This window comes from Plantactinospora sp. CNZ321, assembly GCF_004217235.1.
Genome location: NZ_SHKQ01000001.1, coordinates 4714563 through 4733046, shown reverse-complemented (window position 1 = coordinate 4733046; position 18484 = coordinate 4714563). Strand labels below are relative to the sequence as shown.

The 18484-nt window shown below is 72.1% G+C and carries 13 protein-coding genes; 8 read left to right on the top strand and 5 right to left on the bottom strand.

All coding sequences use genetic code 11. The features are described 5' to 3' along the window. The first annotated feature begins 113 nt into the window (after nucleotides 1-113). Nucleotides 114-1481, top strand: coding sequence for an extracellular catalytic domain type 1 short-chain-length polyhydroxyalkanoate depolymerase (locus tag EV371_RS20600; protein ID WP_130463499.1), 1368 nt, complete (start codon nucleotides 114-116; stop codon nucleotides 1479-1481). A 96-nt stretch (nucleotides 1482-1577) separates the two neighbouring features. Here EV371_RS20600 and EV371_RS20595 read toward each other — a convergent pair whose 3' ends face one another. The 5 genes from EV371_RS20595 to EV371_RS20575 all read right to left on the bottom strand — a co-directional run bounded on the left by EV371_RS20595 (nucleotide 1578) and on the right by EV371_RS20575 (nucleotide 6640). Then, nucleotides 1578-2360, bottom strand: coding sequence for a MaoC/PaaZ C-terminal domain-containing protein (locus tag EV371_RS20595; protein WP_130463498.1), 783 nt, complete (start codon nucleotides 2358-2360; stop codon nucleotides 1578-1580). Then, complete coding sequence (locus tag EV371_RS20590) at nucleotides 2360-3538, bottom strand: thiolase family protein (protein WP_130463497.1); 1179 nt, start codon at nucleotides 3536-3538, stop codon at nucleotides 2360-2362. Before EV371_RS20590 ends, EV371_RS20595 begins: the two co-directional genes overlap by 1 nt. Further along, nucleotides 3538-5199, bottom strand: coding sequence for a long-chain-fatty-acid--CoA ligase (locus EV371_RS20585; RefSeq protein ID WP_130463496.1), 1662 nt, complete (start codon nucleotides 5197-5199; stop codon nucleotides 3538-3540). Before EV371_RS20585 ends, EV371_RS20590 begins: the two co-directional genes overlap by 1 nt. Nucleotides 5200-5202: 3 nt before the next feature. Further along, on the bottom strand, nucleotides 5203-5610 hold the full coding sequence (locus EV371_RS20580; RefSeq protein ID WP_130463495.1) for a thioesterase family protein: 408 nt from the start codon (nucleotides 5608-5610) through the stop codon (nucleotides 5203-5205). Between the two features lie 115 nt (nucleotides 5611-5725). Next, on the bottom strand, nucleotides 5726-6640 hold the full coding sequence (locus tag EV371_RS20575; protein WP_207230555.1) for a PaaX family transcriptional regulator C-terminal domain-containing protein: 915 nt from the start codon (nucleotides 6638-6640) through the stop codon (nucleotides 5726-5728). 209 nt (nucleotides 6641-6849) lie between these two features. On the opposite strand from EV371_RS20575, the gene EV371_RS20570 reads away from it, so the two are divergent. The 7 genes from EV371_RS20570 (at nucleotide 6850) to EV371_RS20540 (ending at nucleotide 18427) form a co-directional block, all read left to right on the top strand. Next, nucleotides 6850-8040, top strand: coding sequence for an ABC transporter substrate-binding protein (locus EV371_RS20570; RefSeq protein ID WP_349340696.1), 1191 nt, complete (start codon nucleotides 6850-6852; stop codon nucleotides 8038-8040). Next, nucleotides 8037-8810 carry an ABC transporter ATP-binding protein gene (locus tag EV371_RS20565; protein WP_486484718.1) on the top strand — a complete coding sequence of 258 codons (774 nt, stop codon included), beginning with the start codon at nucleotides 8037-8039 and terminating at the stop codon, nucleotides 8808-8810. Before EV371_RS20570 ends, EV371_RS20565 begins: the two co-directional genes overlap by 4 nt. Then, on the top strand, nucleotides 8807-9463 hold the full coding sequence (locus EV371_RS20560) for an ABC transporter ATP-binding protein (protein ID WP_130463494.1): 657 nt from the start codon (nucleotides 8807-8809) through the stop codon (nucleotides 9461-9463). Before EV371_RS20565 ends, EV371_RS20560 begins: the two co-directional genes overlap by 4 nt. Next, entirely contained in the window at nucleotides 9460-10320 is an 861-nt protein-coding gene (locus EV371_RS20555) for an ABC transporter permease subunit (protein ID WP_130463493.1), read from the top strand. The genes EV371_RS20560 and EV371_RS20555 overlap by 4 nt, the downstream gene beginning before the upstream one ends. Next, nucleotides 10320-11288 (top strand): branched-chain amino acid ABC transporter permease, encoded by a 969-nt coding sequence (locus EV371_RS20550; protein WP_130463492.1) that lies wholly within the window; start codon nucleotides 10320-10322, stop codon nucleotides 11286-11288. The genes EV371_RS20555 and EV371_RS20550 overlap by 1 nt, the downstream gene beginning before the upstream one ends. A gap of 273 nt (nucleotides 11289-11561) precedes the next feature. Further along, nucleotides 11562-17897, top strand: a complete 6336-nt coding sequence (locus tag EV371_RS20545; RefSeq protein WP_130463491.1) for an RHS repeat-associated core domain-containing protein — start codon at nucleotides 11562-11564, stop codon at nucleotides 17895-17897. After that, nucleotides 17891-18427 carry a hypothetical protein gene (locus EV371_RS20540; protein ID WP_130463490.1) on the top strand — a complete coding sequence of 179 codons (537 nt, stop codon included), beginning with the start codon at nucleotides 17891-17893 and terminating at the stop codon, nucleotides 18425-18427. The genes EV371_RS20545 and EV371_RS20540 overlap by 7 nt, the downstream gene beginning before the upstream one ends. Nucleotides 18428-18484: the final 57 nt, after the last annotated feature.

The following is an 18484-nucleotide window of genomic DNA, read 5'->3' as shown; positions in this document are numbered from 1 at the left end:
GCGCGTGAACGCGGCAGGGCCGCCCGGGTGTCGCGGGCCGTGGCGTTGTGGGTTCCGGTGTCCCCGCGCGACAGTTTATTGACGACCGTCAGTCAAGTTGCTAGCTTGCGGCAATGACGACTATCAATGAAAGGAGCGGGCGCCGGCTCCGGACGGCGCTCGTCGCGTTGGCTTCGGCCGCCCTCGCGGCGACCGCCGGGGCCGTGCTCGCCACACCGGCCACGGCGGCCTCCCTGGTCGAGGTGACCAGCTTCGGTGACAACCCGGGCGGCATGCGGATGCACGTCTACGTGCCGGACTCCCGCCCCGGCAACCCGGCGATCGTGGTGGCGATGCACGGCTGTGGCGGCTCGGGTCCCGGGTTCTACTCCGGCAGCGAGTTCGCCTCGCAGGCCGATCGGTACGGCTTCATCGTGATCTACCCGACCGCGACCCAGCAGGCGGGCTTCGGCAACTGTTTCGACGTCTGGTCGGCGGCGGCCAAGCGCCGGGGCGGCGGAAGCGACCCGGTCTCGATCATGTCGATGGTGACGTACGTACAGCGGCAGTACGGCGGCGACCCGAACCGGGTCTACGCGACGGGCAGCTCGTCCGGCGGCATGATGACCAACGCCATGCTCGCGCTCTACCCGGACGTCTTCCGGGCGGGCGCGGCGTTCATGGGGGTGCCGTTCAACTGCTTCGCCAACGCGGCCGACTTCCCACCGCAGAACAGCCAGTGTGTCAACGGGCGGATGGACCGCACCCCCCAGCAGTGGGGCGACGCCGTCCGCCAGGCCTATCCCGGCTACACCGGTGCCCGCCCGCGTATCCAGCTGTGGCACGGCACCAACGACACCCTCGTGCCGTTCCAGCTGCTCCAGGAGGCGGTCGACCAGTGGACCAACGTGCACGGCCTGAGCCTGACGCCGACCTCCACGGACACGCCCCAGGCGAACTGGAACCGGCGGCGCTGGACCAGTGGCGGCGTCTCGGTGATCGAGGCGATCAGTGTCAACGGCGCCGGTCACAGCCTGCCGATGGGCGGCATGGCCCAGGCGGCGGTGCAGTTCTTCGGCCTCGACGGCAGCACACCGACCCCGCCGCCGACCACCGGTACGCCCACCACCTCGCCGAGCGTGCCGCCCACGACCGCCCCACCGACGACCGCCCCACCGACCTCGACCGGCGCCTGCCGGGTCGGCTACACGGCGAACAGCTGGACCGGCGGCTTCACCGCCAACGTGACGGTCGCCAACACCTCGACCACGGCCGTCAACGGCTGGACCGTGCAGTGGAGCTGGCCGGGCAACCAGCAGGTGACGAACGCCTGGAACGCCACGATCAGCCAGTCCGGCGCGCAGGTGACGGCCCGCAACGTCTCGTACAACGCGGCGATCGGGGTCGGCGCGAGTGTCACGTTCGGCTTCCAGGGCACCTACGGCGGAGCGAACCAGGCGCCGACCCAGTTCACGCTCAACGGCGTGGCGTGCGCCCAATGACGGCTCCGACGTCAGTGTCCGCACCGACGACACCGACGTCGGTGTTGGCCTCACCGACCGTGCCGGCCGTGGGGCCGCCGGTCGTCTGACGGAGGTTCAGGCGATCTCGACCAGGCCGGCGCCGAGCACCACGTCGCCGGCCTGGTCCACGCTCTCGAACCGGTATCCGCGCCCCTCCGCCCAGACCCGGGTGCGCAGGGTGTCACCGGGAGCGATCGGCCGGGTGAAGCGGCAGCTCAGCCGCGCCGGCTCGGTCCCGTCGGCCAGCACGGTGCGGCCGGCGACGGCGAGACTGGCCAGACCGTGCACGATGACGCCGGGCAGCCCGGCGCCGCGGGCGAACTCGTCGTCGAGGTGGATCGGGTTGCGGTCGCCGGAGGCGTCGGCGTAACGGCGCGGCAGGTCGACCGGCAGGGGTACGGTCGCGGTGCGCAGCGGCGGGCCGCCGGGCGCATCGGTCGGCAGGGTGGGGGAGGGGGTGCCCAGCCGCAGGTCGGTCGGTACGCCCCGGTAGAACTCGGTGACGTACTGCTCGTTCAGGAGCGCGCCGCCGGCGTCGTACGTGCGCACCCCGATGGTGGCGACCGTGCCGCTGCGCTTGCCGTGCAGTCCGAGCACGGCGGCGCGGACGGTGACCGTCTCGCCGACCGGCAGCCGGCGATGGAAGAAGATGTCCTGCTGGCCGTGCACGACCCGGGCGCGCAGCCCGGCGGGGGCGGCGGTGCCGGCGACCGTGAAGACCAGCTCCATGGCGGGGACGACGACGTAGACCGGGCTGGGTCCGCCGACGGCTTCGGCGTACGCGGCCACGCCGGCCGGGGTGACGTCGAACGACCGCGGTTCACTCCAGCGGCCGACGGTCGACTCGTCGAACGGCATCAGTCGGTCACCTCCACCACCAGGGCGCCGGCGGTGTCACCGGCCGCGCACCCGGTGAACAGGCCGCGCCCGCCGCCCCTGGCGCGCAGCGCGGCGACGAGTTCGGCCACCGCCCGCAGCCCGGTCGGCCCCTGCGGGTGTCCGTAGACCAGGCTGCAGCCGTACGGGTTCATCCGGTCCAGCGGAAAGTCGGTCTGCCGGGCGAAGTACAGGTCGTTGACGGCGAACGGGTTGTGCGTGGTCACCACGTCGATGTCGGCCAGGTCGAGGCCGGCGTCGGCGAGCGCGGCCCGGGCGGCCGGCAGTGGCGCCCTCGGCATCCGGGCTCGGTCGGTGCGGGCGAAGCCGACCGCGAGCAACCGGGCGACCCCGGTACCGCCGCCGAATTCGCGGGCCCGGTCGACCGTGCTGAGAATCGCCCCGGCGGTGCCGTCGCCGGGATGGGTCTGCGACCCGTAGGTCACGACGCCGTCCGGCCGGACCGGGGAGAGCGCGGCGAGTCCGTCGGCCGTGGTGTCGTGCACGCCGTGGTCGTCGTCGATGACGACGCTGCCGCGCCGGCCCGGCACCTGCACCGGCACCAGGTGGTCGGCGCGTCGGGCGGCGGATGCCCGGTACTGCTCGTGGCGCAGCAGGGTGACCGCGTCGAGCTCCTCCCGGGAGTAGCCCTCCTCGGCGGCGACGTGCTCGGCGGTGTCGAGCATGGACTCGCCGGTGTTCGGGTCGTGCCGCATCGGGTCCAGCACCCAGTGCTCAGTCCGCGGCGCCGCACCCGGGCTGCCCTGGGCCGACCAGACCAGCAGCGGGCCGTTGCTGGTGCGGTCGGCGGCCAGCGCCAGCACGGTACGGTGGGCGCCGAGTTCGACCTGGACGGCGGCGGCCTGCACCACCGCCACCGAGGTGGCACAGGCCTGGGCGATGGTCGGACCGGTGACGCTGTCGAGCCCGAGTCGCGGGGTGATGGTGGTGACCCCGTAGAAGGACGTCGGCTGCGGCACGGTGCTGCCGAAGGCGACCTGACCGATCTCGGAGGGCGGCATTCCGCCCCTGGCCAGCGCCCGGGCGGTCACGTCGACCGCGAGGTCCGGGCTGGACATCTCCGCGAGCGGCCCCTGCCAGCGGCAGAACGGCGAGGACCAGACCAGGTTGACCGGCATCGCCACATCGGAGAGCCGCATCACCGCCTCCGAGTGGTATCGGCGGACTGTCCTTCCCGCCCGGCCGGGGCGAGTTCCGCAGCCAGCACGTCCCGCCAGGTCCGGCGGGCCGTCACCTTGTCGAACTTGCCGGTCGCCGTCATCGGCAGCGCGTCGACGAACCGGACGACGTCGGGCAGCCACCAGCTCGCCACCCGGGGACGCAGATGCGCGACCAGGGCGTCGGCGGAGACCTCGGCGCAGGTGACGACCAGCGCGGCCGGCCGTTCGCCCCAGGTCGGATGCGGTACGGCGATGACCATGGCCTGGGCCACCGCCGGGTGGTCCATCAGGTGGTTCTCCAGCTCGATCGAGCTGATCCACTCGCCGCCCGACTTGACCAGGTCCTTCGCGCGGTCGAGCAGGCGCAGGTAGCCGTCGCCGTCCACGGTCCCGAGGTCGCCGGTACGCAGCCAGCCGTCCCGGAACCGGGCGGTGTTGGCGTCGTCCTCCGGCTCGTGGTACGACTCGGTCACCCACGGCCCGCGTACCTCGATCTCACCGGCGGACCTCCCGTCGTGCGGCAGCACCGCGCCGTCCGGGCCGACCACCCGCAGCTCCACCCCGGCCGTCGGTACCCCCTGGGTGGCGTGCAGGGCCTGCCGGCACTGTTCCGGCTGGTCCTCCAGGTGCCGGCGGACCATGGTCAGATTGCCGGACGGCGACATCTCGGTCATGCCCCAGCCCTGCCGCATGGCGACGCCGCGCCGCTGGTAGCGCTGGATCAGCTCCAGCGGGATCGCCGAGCCGCCGCAGAGGATCCGTTCCAGACTGGCCAGATCCTCCGGGCCCGGGCCGAGCTGGTCGACGGAGAGCCAGAAGGTGGGTACCCCGGCCGCGACGGTCACCCGCTCGTCCCGGAGGAGGCGTACGACGGTGGCCGGGCTGGTGTCCGAACCGGCGAGGACCAGACCGGCCCCGGCCAGCGCCGCCGAGTACGGCATGCCCCAGGACAGGGCGTGGAAGAACGGGGTGAGCGGGAGCACGACGTCGCGTTCCCGGATGGCGAACGAGTCGACGAAGAGGCCGCTCATCGCGTGCAGGGTCAGGGACCGGTGCGAGTACACCACGCCCTTCGGACGGCCGGTGGTGCCGCCGGTGTAGCAGAGGCACGCCGGGCTCCACTCGTCCACCTCCGCCGGCTCGTCCTCCGGGACGCTCGCCAGGAGCTGCTCGTAGTCGATCGCGTCGGCGAAGTCCGGGTGCGGCTCGCTGCCGTCCGGCAGTACGACACAGTGCCGGACACCGGGGAGCCGGCGCCGGATCGGCGCGAACCGTCCGGTCAGGGATGCCGTCACGAAGATCACCCGATCCTCGGCGTGTGCGGCGATCGCCGCCACCTGGTCCGGGTGCAGGCGGGTGTTCAGCGGTTGCAGCACCGCGCCGGCCAGCGGCACGCCGTAGCACAACTCCAGATGGGGCAGCCCGTTGCAGGCGTACGTCCCGACCCGGTCGCCGGGGCGGACGCCGAGGGTGCCCAGCGCGTTGGCCAGCCGGCGTGCCCGGCCGGCCAGCTCGGGCCAGCCGCACTCCGCCCGGCCGGCCGGGGTGTGGCCGACCAGCCGGGCGTGCGGACCCATCGCGGCGGCCCGGCGCAGCACCATCCCGACCGACAGCGGCATCGAGCCCATGGTGCTGCGCACGCGTCAGCCCTCCACCTCGGTACCGGTCAGCAGCGCGCGGAGCCGGTCCGGCCAGGGACTGCTCCGGCCGGTGTCGGCGTCGATCCAGACCACGGTCAGCGTCCCCCGGGCGATCGCGGTCCCGTCCCGGGCCACGGTGAAGGCGTAGCGCAGCGAGGCACGCCCGATGTGCTCCACCGCCAGGGTCGTCTCGGCGGTCTCGCCGAAGTGCAGGGCCGCCAGGTAGTCGACGGTGAGGTTCACCCGGGGCATCCAGCGGGCGTCCGCCGCCGTGATGCCGAGCTGGTCCTGTAGCTCCTTCTCGGCGCTCTCGACGAATCGCAGGACCACGCCGTAGTGCCACCGGTCCGCCGGGTCGGTGTCCGACCACTCCAGGCGACGGCGTACGGCGATCGACGCTGGCTCGGCCATCCCGGTCTCCCCGCTGGTTTCGGTAGCTGGTGTTTCCCGGCGCAAAACCCGGGACCCGACACCGTCGGGCCTGGACCGAGTCTGACTACTTGCATTCCTAGCGTCAAGGCTAGTGTCACATATCGCCCGTTCGACTGGTGTGGGTACGCACCAGCGCGGCGAGGGCCGGGTCGTGTCCCGCGACCACCTGGACCACGCGTTGTTCGGCCAGCCCGGTCAGGCCGTCGTAGAGCTCCACGAAGAGCGTCCGGGCCGCCGCCCGGGGCCACTGCGCCGGCAGCAACTCGGTCGGCAGTTCCGGGTCGAGGCTCGGCATGGTGCGCCACTCGTCCATCAGGGCGGTCCGCGCGACGAGGGCCTCGGCGGTGCCGATCCGGCCGGTGCGCCAGCGGCGCCGGACCGGCTCGTAGGCGGCGAGGATCCGCTCGTACTCCGCGCGGAGGGCGGCCAGGTCCCAGGCGTTGATCGGGTGGCCACCGGTCGGCCCGCCCTCGGCCAGCTCGGCGGTGAAGACGGTGGCCCGGTCGATGTCAAGCTCGGACAGGATCGTGGTCACCTTGGTCACCCGCTCGTGCGGTGAGACCCAGAGCCCGTCGTAGAGCGGAGCGAAACCGTGCCAGCCGAGCCGGGTACGCAGGAGGTGCCGCCGGGACCGGTCGTCCTCGGGCACCGAGAACGCGGCCACGGTCCACCGGCCACTCCACGGCGTCCGCTCGCTGCCGAACGACAGGATGTGGCCACGGCCCTCGGCCAGCACCTCGGCGGCCCGCTCGCTGAGCGCGTACGAGGTGCGCCGGCCGGACTTGGAATGCTCCAGCAGTCCCCGCCGGGCCAGCCTGCTCAGCGCGGCCCGGGCACTGACCTCGGTGATGCCGAACTCGCCGAGCAGTGCGACCAGGGCGGCCGAGGGCAGTGGGGTCCGCTGGCCGTACCAGTAGTCGCCGAGCAACGTCAGCAGCAGGTGTTGCGGACTGCCGCCGGCCTGTACGCGCGGGAGGTCGGCCGGGGGCGACGCGGACTGCATCGACATGCGGCAGACTCTACAGATTCCGCATCGCCCGACAGTCGGCCAGCCCGCTTCGACCGGCGCCGGATGCCGGGCCGGCCGGATCCCTCCGGCCGGCGGCACCGGGGAAGGGCGCCGCTCCGGTGCTGAACATTCGGCATGAATATTGACCGGCGTGCCAAAGATGTCTAGCGTCTCTGGGCAGAGCTGTCCCTCGCGGTGGGAGGCAACCCGTGCGACGTACCACCGTAACCGCCGTCGCGCTCGCCGTGGCGGTCGCCATGGCCGGCTGCGGCGGCGATTCGTCCAGCGGAGACGGCGCCGACCCGATCAGGGTCGGCCAGATCGTCTCCCTGACCGGCAACTACGCACCGCTCGGCACCGAGAACGAGAAGTCCGTGGCGCTCGCGGTCGAGCGGATCAACGCGGCCGGCGGCGTGCTCGGCCGCAGGGTGGAGCTGATCGTCCGCGACGACAAGAGCCAGCCCGACCAGTCGGTACTGGCCTTCAACGACCTCAAGGGCCGCGACGTCGCCGCCGTCATCGGCTCGCCCTTCTCCAACTCGGCCCTGGCGACCATCCCGCTGGTCGACCGGGAGCGGATCCCGTACATCTCGCTCACCCCGGCCGACGAGCAGGTCGACCCGGTGCACCCGTACGTCTTCGTCGTTCCGGCCACCTCCGCGACCTACGCGGACCGCATCCTGCAGTACCTCAGGGCGCAGAACATCACCAGGATCGCCGTCGCGTACGACGGCCGCAGCTCCTACGCCAAGGCCGGCTTCGACGGCACCCGGGAGCAGGCACCCGGCCACGGCGTCACCCTCACCGCCACCCCGGAGTTCCAGACCACCAGCACCGAGTTCTCGGCCGTCTTCAACCAGGTGCGCTCCTCCGGGGCGCAGGCGCTCGTCGTCTGGGCCACCGGCCCGCCCGGCGTGGCGCTGGCCAAGCAGTACGCCACCGCCGGGCTCGACGTGCCGGTGGTCTTCACCGGGGCGCAGGCCAGCCCGCTCTGGCTGGACCCGGTCGGCCCGGCCGCCGAGGGCGCGGTGGTGGCCAGCTCGATCGGCGTGGTCGGCGACACCCTCCCCGCCGGGAAGCAGAGGCAGGCGATCGACGAACTGGCCGACGCGTTCGAGGCCAAGTACGGCTACCCGCCACCCCAGTTCGCCCAGGACGGCTACAGCGGGGTACGGCTGCTCGTCGCCGCGATCGAGAAGGCCGGGGACACCGCCCCGGAGAAGATCCGGGACGCCCTGGAAGGGCTGACCGAGACCACCCCCAACGGCACCTACACCTACAGTGCCACCGACCACGCCGGGCTCACCGCCGACTACATATCCATCAACACGGTGCGGGACGGCGCGTTCGTCCCCACCGACTGGGCGCGGGAGCAACTCGCCGCGGTGGCGGGCAGGTGACCGAGCCGCTGCTGCGGGTCGCCGGTGTCTCGCACGCCTTCGGCGGGGTGTACGCCGTGCGCGAGGTCGACATCGACGTCGCGCACGGCGAACTGCGGGCCGTGATCGGGCCGAACGGTGCCGGGAAGTCCACCCTGTTCAACCTGGTCGGCGGCCAGTTGGCACTGCGTACCGGCGCGATAGTGCTCGACGGCACCCGGCTCGACCGGCTCGCGGCGCACCGCCGGGCCCGGCTCGGGATCGGCGTCGTCTTCCAGGGCGCCCGGGTCTTCCGCGGCATGACGGCACTGCAGAACGCGATGGTCGGCGCGCACGCCGTCACCCGAGGAGGATTCGCCGGCGCCGTGTTTCGACTGCCGGTGCACCACCGCGAGGAGCGGGAGATCCGCCGGAGCGCCCGGGAGGCGTTGGCCCGGGTCGGCCTCGCCGACTGGGCCGACCGGCCGGCGGAATCGCTGCCGCTGGGGCAGCAGCGCGCCCTCCAGGTGGCCCGCGCGCTCTGCGGCCGGCCCCGCCTGCTCCTGCTCGACGAGCCCGCGGCCGGCCTGCGCGCGGCCGAGCGTGACGCACTGGCCGGACTCTTCGAGGAGCTGAAGGCGGGCGGCCTGACGATGGTGGTCATCGAGCACGACGTCGCCTTCGTGACCCGGCTCGCCGACCGGGTCACCGTGCTCGACCTCGGCCGGGTGATCGCCGAGGGCACCCCGGCCGCGATCCGGGCCGACCCGGCGGTGGTCGCCGCGTACCTCGGGACGGGGGCACCCGCGTGATCGACGTCGTCGACCTCACCGTCCGGTACGGGGCCGCGGTGGCACTGCACGAGGTCAACCTCACCGTGGCGGACGGGGAGATGGTGGCGCTGATCGGCCCCAACGGTGCCGGAAAGTCCACACTGGTCGACACGCTCTCCGGGATCCGGCGCCCGTCCGGTGGCACGGTGACGATCTCCGGTCGGCTGGCCCACGTACCGGAGGGGCGCCAGGTCTTTCCCGACCTGACCGTCGACGACAACCTCCGGCTCGGCGGCTGGCGCATCCGCAACCGCAACACCGGCCCGATCTACGAGATCCTGCCCGGCCTTGTCCCGCTGCGCCGCCGCCGAGCCGGTCAGCTCTCCGGCGGAGAGCAGCAGATGGTGGCCGTCGGCCGGGCGCTGATGGCCCGACCGGACGTGCTGGCGGTCGACGAGCTCTCCCTCGGCCTTGCCCCGCTCGTCGTCGCCGACCTGGTGCGGCACCTGCGGGAGCTGAACGCCGGGCACGGGCTCGCCGTGCTCCTCATCGAGCAGAACGCCCGGCTCGCCCTCGAACTGTGCAGCCGGGGATATGTGCTGGAGGCGGGCCGGGTCGTCGCCGCCGGGACCGCGGCGGAATTGGCCGCCAGCCCGCGGGTGGTCGACGCCTACCTGGGGGCGGCCCGGTGAGGGAGTTCCTTCAGTACCTGGTCACCGGCGTCGGCGGCGGCTGCGCGTTCGCGCTCGTCGGCAGCGGTCTCGTCGTCGTCCACCGGGTCACCCGGGTGGTCAACTTCGCCCAGGGCTCGTTCGCGGTGATCGCCGCGATGACCGCGTCGACGCTGCTGGCCAGCGGGCTTCCGCACGGCCTGGCCGAGGCCTGTGCCGTGGGAGTCGGTGCCGGTGCAGGGCTGCTGGTCGGGCTGGTCGCGATCGGCAGGCCGGGCACGCCACCCGGCGCTTCACTGATCATCACGCTCGGGCTGGCCGTCTTCGCGTACGCGGTCGAGGTGCTGGTCTGGGGCGACCAGCCTCGGTCGTTCGCCGGGGTACCCGGCGCGGTCGAGTTCGCCGGTGTCCGCTTCCAGGCGCACTATCTGCTCATCATCGGCGTGACGGCGGTCGTCTTCGCCGGCACGGCCGCGCTGTTCGCGCGCACCGACGTGGGGCGGGCGCTGTCGGCCTGCGCCTCCAACCCGTACGCCGCGCGGGTCGTCGGCATCGACGTCGTCCGGATGGGGCTGCTGGCCTTCGGCATCGGTGGTGCGCTCGGCGGGCTCGCCGGGGTGCTCGTCACGCCGATCCAACTCGTCACCTTCGACTACGACGTGACGCTGATCATCGGCGGCTTCGCCGCGGCCGTCTTCGGCGGGCTGATGCGGCCGCTGTACACCCTCGTCGGTGGACTGCTGCTCGGCGTGGCCCAGTCCCTCGTCGCGGGCTACGGCAGTGCCGCGTACCAGATGGAGGTGGCGCTGGTGTTGCTGCTCGCCGGGATGTTGGTGCAGGCGGCGCGGTCACCGGTGGCCGCGCCGGAGCCGACCTGATGGCCCGGCGGGCGCCGGCGGTGGCCGTGGCGGCGGGAACCCTCGTCCTGCCACCCCTGCTGTCCAGCAGCCACCTGACCGTCTACATCCTGCTCGGCCTCGCCGTGATGGTCACCGTCGGGCTGTCGCTGTTGATGGGGTACGCGGGTCAGATCTCCCTCGGACAGGCGTCCTTCTACGCGATCGGCGGCTACACCGCCGGTCTGCTCAGCGTGCACAGCCTGCCGCCGGTGCTCGGACTGCTCGCCGCGCCGCTGGTCTCGGCCGCGTTCGCGGTCGTGGTGGGAGTGCCGCTGCTGCGGCTGCGCGGTCACCACCTGGCCTTCGCCACCCTCGCCATGCAACTGATCCTGCTGTCCGTGCTCGCCCGCGCCGACTGGGCGGGCGGAGCGGTCGGCCTGCAGGGCATCCCACGACTGTCGGTCGGCGGCTACGAGTTCGCCGACGACATCTCCTACGCCTACCTGGTCTGGGCCGCCGTCGCACTTGTCCTGCTGGTGGCCCGCAACATCGTCGCTTCCCGTCCCGGTCGTGGTCTGCACGCCCTGTCCAGCAGCGAGACCACCGCAGCGGCCTGCGGCGTACCGGTGGGACGGTACCGGCTCACCGTCTTCGCGCTGTCCGCCGCATTCGCCGGCCTGGCCGGCGGCATCTACGCCTTCTACCTCGGCTACCTCGCGCCGGGTTCGTTCCCGGTGCTGCTCTCCATCGAGTACGTGGTGATGGCCGTCGTCGGCGGGCTCGGCACCCTGTGGGGCGCCCTCGTCGGCGCCGCCGCGATCGTCCTGCTCGTCCAGGTGCTCAACACGCTCGGCACCCAGCCCGGCATGCCCGGCTACGCGCCGAGCGTGCTGTCCTACGCCGTCTACGCGACGCTGCTGGTGCTGGTGGTGATGTTCCTGCCGCACGGCATCGTGCCGGCGGTGCGCGACCGGTTGACCGGCAGGGCGTCGAGCGGCACGGGGTAGCCCGGCACGATCGTCGCCGAAGGGGCCCGACCGACCGGTAGACCCGGGCCCGGACCTGGGCCTTTCCACAACGCCCCCGCGCCGCCCCCGCTCCGGCGGGCCGGGCTTGTACGAAAAATGTGCGGCGTCCTCACTACATTTGGCAGCCATCCAGTCCCCGAACACCCGCGCCGGATCCGCCGGTAGCGCCGCAGTGCCGCCCCCGACGGGAGGCGGGCGGAAATCGCTGGAGGCGGTCTGGCCCCGTCGTCGAACTTCCTGGGAGCGGCACCCATGAAAGCTCGGTCACGATCGCGGCTCCGACGGTCCCGGCTCGCCAGCCCGGTCGCCGTGGTCACCGGAATCTCGATGGTCATCACGCTGCTGGGCAACGTACCGGCGGCGGCAGCCGTCGCCTTCGCCTGGACCACGGCCGCGCCAGCGGAGCGGTCGGTGCCGGGCACCGACGCCGGGGCACGGCCGTTACCGAAGGACCCGGCAGAGGAGAAGGCGGTCCGTTCCAGCCCGACGGTCTCCTGGCCCGCACCGGGCCGGGCGGTCGTCGACCTGACGGCGCCGCCGGCCCGGGCCACCGACGGTGCCGGGGCGACCACCACCCGGGCCAGGGCCGGTGCACTGCCCGTCTACGTCGGTAGCGTCGCACCGGCCGCACCCGGCGTCGGCGCGGCGGTCGGCGGGTTCGCGGCGGGTGTCGGAACCTCCGGCGCGGCCCGGGCGGGCGCCGACCCGGCGGTACCGAGCCGGGTCGAGGTCAACCTGCTCGGCCGGCACGACGACGGGCTGCTGCTCCGGATCAAACGGGCCGACGGGGTGGACCGGGCCGGCCGGATCTCGGTCGAGGTGGACTACTCCGGCTTCCGGGACGCGTTCGGCGGGGACTGGGCCACCCGGCTGCGGCTGGTGCGGCTGCCGGAGTGCGCCGCGGTCACCCCGGCCGTGCCGGAGTGCCGGGGCACCGCGGTGGCGACCCGCAACAACGGCTCGGGTCGGCTCACCGGCGAGCTGCCGGTGGGTGGCGCGGAGTCCGGCCTGTTCGCCGTCGCGGCGGCCGCTGGCGGCCCGGCCGGCGACTTCGGGCAGAGCACGCTCTCACCGTCGGCCACCTGGCAGGTCGGCGGCCCGTCCGGCGACTTCAGCTGGCAGTACCCGATGGACGTCCCACCCTCGCTCGGCGGCCCGGCCCCGGAGCTGGCCCTGGCGTACTCCTCGGGCAGCGTCGACGGTCGCACCAGCGGCACCAACAACCAGCCGTCCTGGGTGGGGGAGGGGTTCAGCTTCGCGCCGGGCGGCTACGTCGAGCGCCGCTACGTGTCCTGCGCCTCGGACCGGAAGAACGGTGCGAACAACAAGATCAAGACCGGGGATCTCTGCTGGGGCACCGACAACATCACCCTGGTGCTCAACGGCCGGGGCGGCGAACTGCTCTACAACAGCGAGACACAGCGCTGGCACCTGCGCAGCGACGACGGATCCCGGGTCGAGCGACACCACGACACCAGCCTCGGCAACGGCGACAAGGACGGCGAGTACTGGGTGGTCACCACCCGGGACGGCACGCAGTACCACTTCGGCCGCAACAAGCTGCCCGGCTGGTCCGACGACACGCACGCGCAGACCAACTCGGCCTGGACGGTCCCGGTCTTCGGCAACCACGCCGGTGAGCCGTGCCACAAGTCGACCTTCGACGCCTCGCACTGCGACCAGGCGTGGCGGTGGAACCTCGACTACGTCGTCGACCCGCACGGCAACACCGCGAGCTACTTCTACACCCAGGAGAAGAACTACTACGCCCGCAACGTCACCGCGACCAAGGTCTCCCAGTACGTCCGGGGCGGCTACCTGCGCAGCATCCAGTACGGCCAGCGCGCCGACGCGATCTACACCTCGCCCTGGGTGGGCCGGGTGGAGTTCGAGGCGGCCGACCGGTGCATCCCGAACACCACCTGCACCAAGTCGGCACCGGCCAACTGGCCGGACGTGCCGTGGGACCAGGACTGCGCCAGCAGCACCAACTGCAACAACAAGTTCTATCCCACCTTCTGGACGCAGAAGCGGCTGAAGAAGGTGACCACCCAGGTCTGGGCCGGGACCGGAGCGCGCGACGTGGACTCCTGGACCCTCACCCACTCCTATCCCAACCCGGACGACGGCACCAAGGCACGGCTGTTCCTGGACTCGATCCAGCACAGCGGCCTGGTCAACGGCAGGCATGACCTGCCACCGGTCACCTTCCAGGGCAAGCAGCTCACCAACCGGGTCGACGGCAACGACAACATCCCGGCGATGAACTGGTGGCGCATCGAGACGATCCGCTCGGAGGGCGGCGGCGAGATCACCGTCAGCTACTCGCCACGGGACTGCTCCTACCAGGCCCTGCCCCAGCCAGCGACCAACACCAAGCGATGCCACCCGGTCCGGTGGACCCCGGAGGGGTTGTCCGAACGGACCGACTGGTTCAACAAGTACGTGGTCACCAGGGTCGTCGAGAGTGACCGCACCACCGGACTCACCCAGGAGATCTCCGACGTCGAGTACGTCGGCGCACCCGCCTGGCGGCACGACGAGGAGGACGGGCTGGTTCCCGAGGACCGCAAGACGTGGAGCCAGTGGCGCGGCTACGAGCGGGTACGGGTCCGCAAGGGCGTCTCCGGCCAGGTGCGGTCACTGACCGAGCTGGTCTACTTCCGGGGGATGGACGGTGACAAGACCGCCACCGAGGGGGTCACCAAGCGGGTCGACGTGGTCGACTCGACCAACACCGCGTGGCGGGACACCGACCAGTTCGCCGGGATGCTGCGCGAGTCGATCACCTACAGCGCGGACGGCAGCAGCATCCTGTCCCGGTCCATCACCGACCCGTGGCTCTCCCCGGCGACCGTCACCCGGGTCCGGTCGTGGGGGACCACGACCGCGCACAACGTGCAGCAGAAGCGGCTGGTGCAGGGCGAGGTCAGCGGCGGCCGCTGGCGGGAGACAGCGACCCTGCACACCTACGACAGCGGCGGCACGCTCCTGACCGAGCAGCACCAGGGCGACCTGGCCCGCTCGGACGACGACACCTGCACGCAGTACACGTACGCCCGCAACAGCGCCGCCTGGCTGCTGGAGACGGTGGTGCGCAAGCGCACCACCGTGGGCGGCTGCGACCGGGAGCCGACCGGCATCGCCGACGTCGTGTCGGACGAACGGTTCTACTACGACGGCAGCGACACCCTGGGTGCCACGCCGACCCGGGGCGCGGTCACCCGGCGGGAGGAGATCTCCGGCTGGTCCGGCGGCGCCCCGACCTACCTGACCACCATGGAGGCCAGCTACGACCCGCACGGCCGGCTGGAGGAGAAGACCGACGTGCTCGGCGCGCGGGAGCGGATCACCTACACTCCGGCGACCGGTCCCACCACCCGGGTCACCTCGACCAACCAGCTCGGCCACACCACCAGCACCGAGCTGGAACCGGCCTGGGGGGCCGAGGTCTCGGTCACCGCGCCCAACGGCGCCCGCAACGTCGCCGAGTACGACGCGCTCGGCCGGGTCGTCAAGACCTGGCTGGCCGGCCGAGTCCCGGGCCGGGACTCGCCCAGCGCGACCTACGAGTACACGACCCGCGTCGACGGGCCGAACGTGGTGACCGTGCGCACCCTGGAGGCGAATGGCGACTACCGCACCGAGTACCAGCTCCTGGACGGCAAGATGCGGCTGCGTCAGACCCAGGCGCCGTCGCCGCGCGGCGGCCGGGTGATCACCGACGTGAGTTACGACGTCCGCGGGCTGAAGGTGCGGGAGAGTGGCCCCTACTACAACGACGCACCGCCCGGCACCACCCTGTTCCTGCCGGACGAAGCGCTGCTGCCGGCCCAGACGGTGACCGTCTACGACGGAGCCAACCGGCCGACCGAGGAGATCTTCCTCAGCTACGGGGTCGAGAAGTGGCGGACCAGCCACGTCCACGAGGTGGACCGCCAGCACACCACCCCGCCGGCCGGGCAGACCCCGACCACCCGGATCCTGGACGCCGAGGGGCGGCTGGTGGAGCTGCGTCAGTACCGGGGCAGCACCCCGAGCGGCGAGTACGACGCCACGAAGTACACGTACAACCGGCGCGGCCAGCCGGAGACGATCGTCGACTCGGCGGGCAACGTGTGGCGGTTCGGGTACGACGCACGCGGCCGGAGGATCCGCACCGAGGATCCGGACCAGGGCGTCACGACGTACACCTACAACGACCGTAACGACATCGTCAGCGAGACCGACGCCCGTGAGGTGACCCTCTGGTACGAGTACGACGCGCTGGGCCGCAAGACGGCGCTGCGCCAGGGCTCGGCAACCGGAGCGAAGCTGGCCGAGTGGGGCTACGACCGGCTGCCCGACGGCACCCCGGCACCCGGGCTGCAGACCAGCGCGACGCGCTACGTCGACGGTGCGGCGTACACCACGGCGATCACCGGCTACGACGCGGCCAACCGGGTCACCGCGCGGACGGTGACCGTCCCGGCCCGGGAGGGCGCACTGGCCGGGACGTACACGTTCCGCAACACCTACCGGCCGGACGGCGAGGTGGAGACCGCCACCCTGCCCGGCGGTGGCGGGCTCGCCCAGGAGACGCTGCGGTACGGCTACAACGCCCTCGGCATGCCCACCACCCTCGCCGGGGCGACCAGCTATGTCACCGATACCGCCTTCTCGGTCTACGGGGACGTGGAGGAGTTGACCCTGTCCGCGGGTGACCGGTCGGTGCGCCGGTCGTTCCGGTACGAGGCCGGCACCCGGCGGCTCTCCCTGGCCGAGACGAGGCGGGAGGTCGGCCCCCAGCTGATCTCCAGCGTGGCCTACCGCTACGACCCGGGCGGCAACGTGATCCGGATGGTGGACACGCCGGACCCGGCGACCGGGGTGGCCGCGGACACCCAGTGCTTCCGCCACGACCACCTGCGCCGGCTCACCGAGGCCTGGACCCCCGCCTCCGGCGACTGCGCGGCGGCACCCACCGCCGCCGGGCTGGGCGGCCCGGCGCCGTACTGGCACTCCTGGACCCTCGACAAGCTCGGCAACCGGCTCTCCGAGACCCGGACCGCGCCGAACGGTTCCCGGAGCACCAGCAGCTATGCGTACAACCCGGCCGGTGAAGCACAGCCGCACGCGCTGCGCTCGGTGACCAGTACCGGCCCGGACGGCACCAAGAAGGTCGACGAGTACGCGTACGACGCGGCCGGCAACCTGACCAGCCGGGTCCGGGCCGGTGTCGGGCAGACCCTGGAGTGGGACGCCGAGGGGCGGCTGGCGAAGGTGACCGAGAACGGCCGGGTCACCTCCTACGTATACGACGCGGCGGGCGACCGGCTGATCCGCCGCGACCCGACGGGCACCACGCTCTACCTGGGCGAGACCCAGCTCCGGATGGACACCTCCGGCGCGGTCAGCGGCCTGCGCTACTACACCCACGGCGATCGAGCAGTGGCGATGCGCAACGGGAAGACCGGCAAGGTGACCTGGCTGGTCTCGGACCACCACGGCACGGCGGAGCTGGCCGTCGACGAGTCGAGCCAGTCCGTGACCCGGCAGCGCCGCGACCCGTACGGCGGCACCCGCGGCTCCGGTGACCCGAACCTGGCCGGTGACCGTGGCTTCGTCGGCGGCACCAACGACCCGTCCACCGGGCTGACCCACCTGGGCGCCCGGGAGTACGACCCGGCGACCGGCCGGTTCGTCTCGGTGGACCCGGAGATCAGTTACGACGATCCCCAGCACCTGAACGGCTACGCCTACGCCAACAACAGCCCGGTCAGCTTCACCGACCCGGACGGCCGGGCGTACGTCACCAAGCGGGTAACCAGCTACAAGACGGTCTACCGGACAGTGATCAAGAGAGTCACCCGGCTGATCAGGGTGCTGGTCACCATGTACGTCTTCATGCTCGTGTTGACCCTGCTCGGCTTCCTGGTCCCCCAGCTGGCGCCGATACTGGTGGCCGTCACGAAGGTGATCGTCAGGTATATCAAGGTGCTGGAGAAACGCCTGGTCAAGTACACGAAACTGATCAGGATCTGGATCAAGGACCCCAAGCACAAGAACAAAGCCCAACTGCGCGCGTTCAGCGACAAGCTGGAGGAGATGCGACGGAAGCTGAACAAGTTCATCCAGACCGCGCAGATGGCCAGCCGGCTGGCCGGGCAGCTCCTGGTCAGGGCCCTGTGGCACGGTGGGCTGATGGGTGCGCAGAAGGGGATCGGCCTTCTCGCCCGGTTCGGTCATCCGCTGAATTTCGTCGCCAACCGCGCCCAGTCCTACGGGATCGGCAAGTTGGTGGACTGGGGCACCCGGCTCACCGGCGGCGAGTGCAACACGCAGGAAGGCATGCGGGTCTGCTGGGGTGGCTGGGTGCCGTATGGTCGCACCGGCACCACCTACGGGGACACCTTCCTCACAAAGAACAGCCGACCGGACGCGGACATGATGGCGCACGAGAAGGTGCACCGCCGACAGTGGCGGCGGTACGGTGCCGCGTTCGGTCCGATGTATCTGCTGGAGGCCCTGCGGACGGGTGGTGACCCGTGCCGGAACACCTACGAGAACAGCGCCAATCTCGAGAAGGGCGACTACAAACATTGCTGAACCGGCGGCGGTCGGCCCGGGTGCTGCTGCTGTGGCTGCTCTGCCTCAGCCAGACCGCCGCGCACTGCGTCGGCGGCGGGCAGCAGGTCGAGGACGTGCTCGGCTACGTCGAGCTCGACGGCCGGACGGCGGTCTACGCGCCGCTCTGCCCGGATGACGAGGTCCGGGGCGTGCGGGTGTACACCGCCCCGGACCCGCAGCGGGGTGGCGACTTCATCCCGCTGTGGGAGGCTACCGGCCCGACCACCGACACGGTGCGGCAGGGACTCTTCGTCCTCGGCGACGACAGCCAGTTCGCCACGGTGACCCGGCCCGCCCCGGCCAGCTTTCCGCGCCGGCTCTCCGTGCACGCGGACACGGTGCGGGGCCGGTCGGCGGGCCAGGCCTGGGAGCACCCTGCGGAGCTGCCCCGCTATCCGGCCGACACCCCGCTGACGGAGCTGACCTTCGAGACCGACCGGGGCCGCCGGTCCTTCGCCGAGCTGCGCGACATGCTGTTCAGCCAGCCGGGTGCCTGCCCGGATCGCTGAGCGCTGGTGCACGCGGGCGCGCCGTGGCTGACAGGGTTTCGCGCCAGACGGTGTGCC

Coding starts and splice junctions, on each gene's coding strand:
- EV371_RS20600 (WP_130463499.1), top strand. CDS start 114: ATGACGACTATCAATGAAAGGAGCGGGCGCCGGCTCCGGACGGCGCTC.
- EV371_RS20595 (WP_130463498.1), bottom strand. CDS start 2,360: ATGCCGTTCGACGAGTCGACCGTCGGCCGCTGGAGTGAACCGCGGTCG.
- EV371_RS20590 (WP_130463497.1), bottom strand. CDS start 3,538: ATGCGGCTCTCCGATGTGGCGATGCCGGTCAACCTGGTCTGGTCCTCG.
- EV371_RS20580 (WP_130463495.1), bottom strand. CDS start 5,610: ATGGCCGAGCCAGCGTCGATCGCCGTACGCCGTCGCCTGGAGTGGTCG.
- EV371_RS20575 (WP_207230555.1), bottom strand. CDS start 6,640: ATGTCGATGCAGTCCGCGTCGCCCCCGGCCGACCTCCCGCGCGTACAG.
- EV371_RS20550 (WP_130463492.1), top strand. CDS start 10,320: ATGGCCCGGCGGGCGCCGGCGGTGGCCGTGGCGGCGGGAACCCTCGTC.
- EV371_RS20545 (WP_130463491.1), top strand. CDS start 11,562: ATGAAAGCTCGGTCACGATCGCGGCTCCGACGGTCCCGGCTCGCCAGC.